This window comes from Haloferula sp. (genome assembly GCF_049672945.1).
Lineage (GTDB): Bacteria > Verrucomicrobiota > Verrucomicrobiia > Verrucomicrobiales > Akkermansiaceae > Haloferula.
In genome coordinates this window covers 1-3,446 of record NZ_JBATWY010000031.1, presented here as the reverse complement: position 1 = coordinate 3,446, position 3,446 = coordinate 1, and the positions used below count along the sequence as shown (strand labels likewise).

The following is a 3,446-nucleotide window of genomic DNA, read 5'->3' as shown; positions in this document are numbered from 1 at the left end:
TCCTCATCTACGAAATCCAAAGTGATCGTGTAACCTTCCTCAGCCACAAGCAACTTCACCTCGCTCACCGCACCATTCTCCTGGGTCAACCGCCCCAACTCCTGAAGCACCGGCTGCTTGCCTTTCGCCGATTTGGCCCTGGCCATCTTTTTTCGCCGACTTTCCCGGGTTCTCCAGCTTTCCGCTACTAGAGCGCTGCAGTCCACCTCGTAGGTTTCATAAGCGCCTGCTGTTGCAATTTGGGCCACGACATCACCGAGATACGGCATCAGATTCTCTGGCCCTTTCGACAAACTGGCCGCGCCTCCATACGAGAACGTAGCGGTAACATATATCTGATCCGTATCCTTTCCAAGGAAGGTCTTCGAAAAGAACTCCGAATACCTTTCAAAGGCCCAGCCCTTCCCGCTAGGCAAATGAAATTCGACTCGACCGGGCTGCTCAATATACTTGAGAACTCTTGAATCCTGCGGGTCAGGAAACCCAAATTGCTCAATATAACCCAATCCCAATTTCTGCGCCGCCTCCTCATCGTCTACCCAGTTCCCCCAAGGTGCCGCAGGCACGCCGCATCGCTCAGCCTCGAAACCGTTCACTCCATTGCCCCAATTTAAAGCAACCACCCAGGTTTCCGGAGGAGTATTTTTCGGACCGATGATAAATGGCATCTCATTCTGGTGGATAAAGCATATGGAAAACGGCAACTTGAGCTGCTTTGAAAAGAACTCCACCAGAACAGAAATTTGTCCACCACGAGGTCCTAAGCTGAGATCCGAACCAGTGAGAAAAAGCGGATCAGGCATTGCTTCGGGAAATTTCACCACCTTCTGCCCCGAGACAAAAAGCGAAGAGCAGAAACTCGGGAGTTTCAGCTTCTTTAGATCCTCAATCGTAATGCCATCACCGGAAGAGTCGAAATTCAATTCAGAGAGCACCGCACCCGCTCCAGCGATGTCCTCCCATTTGGACTTCTCCCCCGGCACCTGTATAAGTCCTAGGAGTTTCTTGGCAGTTGGATAATCTAGGTTCTCGGCGCTCGCATTCATTACTCGGGAAAAAATCAATCAATGGCAGGGGGAGGCAAGAGTGAATCGTAGATGATTTCGAAATCGATCCCCGCGCTGGCCGCAGCTTCCTCAATTTTCTCTATCGTCTTGGGCTTAGGCAAGCCCTCACCCAATACAAATCGAATTGGCCCGCCGCCCGCTTTTAGGGAGGCGGCTGCCATCCACAACTCCAGCCATTTAGTCGATTTGCCTGCAACCCAACCATCCAGAGTCTTTCCCTGTCGCTTTAGAGATTCCCCAATAACCCCATCGACCAGATCAATATCAGAGACCACCTTGGCAAGTTCACTTCCACTCAAAAAGTCGAACTGAACAAGACTTCCCGGTTTCAGATTCGAGGCACCTCCTTCACCCGCTTCACGGGTCGCCTTCGCCAAGCGATCGAGTTCGAATCTTCGCCCGTGGGTGATGTAACCAATCCATCCCTGGCCCGCTTTGTCTCCCGGATACTTCAGTAGACCTCGAATCACTCCGTATCCGCCATCCACTTTCGAGACCAACTTCATATTCTCCATCATCATCCCGAGGGTCATCTCGGTCGCACTCTCCCTCGTCGTCATGCTCAACCTGTTAGGCGACATGTGGCCGGCTGAGGAAACCGCGACTGACTTGCTGCCGATCTTCGCCGACCACGAAAGCTTCCTCCACCTCTACGGCAAACGCCGCGCCATCGACCGCCGAAAAATGGGCCACGCCAACATCACCGGGAGCAGCATCGAGGATTGCATCGAACGGGTCTAGGCGCTGAAAGCAGAGCTGTTAGAAAAGGGACCGTAGATCCCCATCTCAAATCCCAACTGATAACTACAGCTACCGTCTCAACAAACCAAACTCCGGATGCCGTTTGTCGTGCCGCAGCACCAACACCCGGATTCCGGTCGGCGTGGACCGATAAAGAAAGTGGTAGGGGAAACCAGAGATGTTCACTCGGCGGAGTGACCCATGGACCGGATGGTAGCGGGTTGGTTGTGCTAAAGCTTTTTCAACAAGGACGATAAAGCGCTCATAAAAGCGGTCCGCGACTTCCTCACTCGCCTCTTCCGTGTAATACCGCCGAATCCCATTCATGTCCCTTTGGACCAAACGGTGAAAAACAAGCTCGGGATCCTTCACTTTTCAAACGCCGCCTTAAACTCCGCCATGCCCATTCCCCTGGACGGATCACGGTCAAGCTCCGCATCACGGCGCTCGGCCTCAGCGATTCCCTCGTCTTCGTCATGAAGCACCGACGGCAGCGAACACAAAAGCTTCGACGCCAACTGCGCGCGCTCGTCTTCAGGCAGCAACATGGCCGAATTCTCGATCTCCGAGAGAGTTGTCATGCCTTCAATCTAGACTCTCCCTCACTTTTGGGCAATCAGGCATTTTAAATTCCCTACCCGAAAAAATGCACCAGAGCCTCCACGCTCGCCGCACTATGCGACGCCTGACAAACATAACCATCCAGCGCCGCCACATGCGCCTTGATCTCCGGCACCGCATTTCCCGGGCAGGCAAAGTGAGCCGCCGCATCCAAGAAAAAGAGGCCAGACAAACCAAGGCGATCAAGTTAGGAGAGGAGTTGAAATAAGCCGCAGATGAACGCAGATGGAAAAGGGCTGTGTTCTTGAAATTTACCTGTTTTCCGGAAAGAACGCTTCGGATTCCGGATTGAAATTCAATATTTCCCGGGATCTGTGTCCATCCGCGTTCATCTGCGGTTGAAAAATTGAAGCTCAAACGGTCGGCCATTCCCTAGCTTGATCGCCCTGCCAGACAAACAGTGCATTCGTTCTTGGCTTGAACGGCCTCAGCCGATTCACGCCATTTGGCCCGTGCCATTTCCTCCAGCGGAAGCAGGGATTTTCTTACCCGCTCAAAATCCGCCACAAACTCCAGCGCATGCTCCTCCGTCGCACGGCGCGAAAGACGGCCTTCACGGAAGCGCTGATCGAGCTCCGCTTCTTCTTCCGTCAGCACTCCTGAAAAATACTGGAAATCCAATTCAGGCTTCGTCCCGAGCACCTCTTCCAGGTGTGCCGCACGCTCCTCGAGATTCTTCCGAATTTTCGCGATCGCCTCCAGAGAATACTCACTGGTCGTTTCGCTCCGCCAATTGCCGGAGCCCTCGCCTGCATGGAGCAGCGTCGCACTCAGCCACAGGCAACAGGGTATCATTAATCTTCTCATTGAACTTCACGTTTCGTTATTCGTCCCCACAAATCCAATCGGCCTTCTGGAAGAGCTTCGTCGACGGAAAGCTAAGGTATCCGTCCTCATCTACGAAATCCAAAGTGATCGTGTAACCTTCCTCAGCCACAAGCAACTTCACCTCGCTCACCGCACCATTCTCCTGGGTCAACCGCCCCAACTCCTGAAGCACCGGCTGCTTGCCTTTCG

At 53.4% G+C, this 3,446-nt stretch carries 8 protein-coding genes; 1 reads left to right on the top strand and 7 read right to left on the bottom strand.

All coding sequences use genetic code 11. The features are described from left to right. Together WBG04_RS02650 and WBG04_RS02645 are read right to left on the bottom strand one after the other, a co-directional pair. Positions 1-1,046 (bottom strand): hypothetical protein (locus tag WBG04_RS02650; protein WP_424312801.1); only part of this gene is annotated, 1,046 nt, incomplete at its 3' end. Between the two features lie 14 nt (positions 1,047-1,060). Then, the gene (locus WBG04_RS02645; protein ID WP_424312800.1) at positions 1,061-1,444 is read right to left on the bottom strand and encodes a hypothetical protein; all 384 of its coding nucleotides are present in this window, start codon (positions 1,442-1,444) and stop codon (positions 1,061-1,063) included. A 58-nt stretch (positions 1,445-1,502) separates the two neighbouring features. Here WBG04_RS02645 and WBG04_RS02640 point away from each other — a divergent pair, with 58 nt between their 5' ends. After that, positions 1,503-1,808, top strand: a complete 306-nt coding sequence (locus tag WBG04_RS02640; protein WP_424312799.1) for a hypothetical protein — start codon at positions 1,503-1,505, stop codon at positions 1,806-1,808. A gap of 69 nt (positions 1,809-1,877) precedes the next feature. Here the strand turns inward: WBG04_RS02640 and WBG04_RS02635 are convergent, their stop codons facing one another. The 5 genes from WBG04_RS02635 to WBG04_RS02615 form a co-directional block, all read right to left on the bottom strand. Beyond that, on the bottom strand, positions 1,878-2,180 hold the full coding sequence (locus WBG04_RS02635) for a type II toxin-antitoxin system RelE/ParE family toxin (RefSeq protein WP_424312798.1): 303 nt from the start codon (positions 2,178-2,180) through the stop codon (positions 1,878-1,880). Next, the gene (locus tag WBG04_RS02630; RefSeq protein WP_424312797.1) at positions 2,177-2,389 is read right to left on the bottom strand and encodes an addiction module protein; all 213 of its coding nucleotides are present in this window, start codon (positions 2,387-2,389) and stop codon (positions 2,177-2,179) included. Before WBG04_RS02630 ends, WBG04_RS02635 begins: the two co-directional genes overlap by 4 nt. 53 nt (positions 2,390-2,442) lie before the next feature. Beyond that, a complete protein-coding gene (locus WBG04_RS02625; RefSeq protein WP_424312796.1) occupies positions 2,443-2,601 on the bottom strand; it encodes a hypothetical protein in 159 nt (52 codons plus the stop codon). A gap of 200 nt (positions 2,602-2,801) precedes the next feature. Continuing rightward, positions 2,802-3,224, bottom strand: a complete 423-nt coding sequence (locus WBG04_RS02620) for a hypothetical protein (RefSeq protein WP_424312795.1) — start codon at positions 3,222-3,224, stop codon at positions 2,802-2,804. Positions 3,225-3,252: 28 nt separating this feature from the next. Further along, positions 3,253-3,446 (bottom strand): hypothetical protein (locus tag WBG04_RS02615; RefSeq protein WP_424312794.1); only part of this gene is annotated, 194 nt, incomplete at its 5' end.

Bases quoted from the DNA above. Each gene is read 5' to 3' on its own strand.
- WBG04_RS02630 (WP_424312797.1), bottom strand. From the start codon at position 2,389: ATGACAACTCTCTCGGAGATCGAGAATTCGGCCATGTTGCTGCCTGAA.
- WBG04_RS02620 (WP_424312795.1), bottom strand. From the start codon at position 3,224: ATGATACCCTGTTGCCTGTGGCTGAGTGCGACGCTGCTCCATGCAGGC.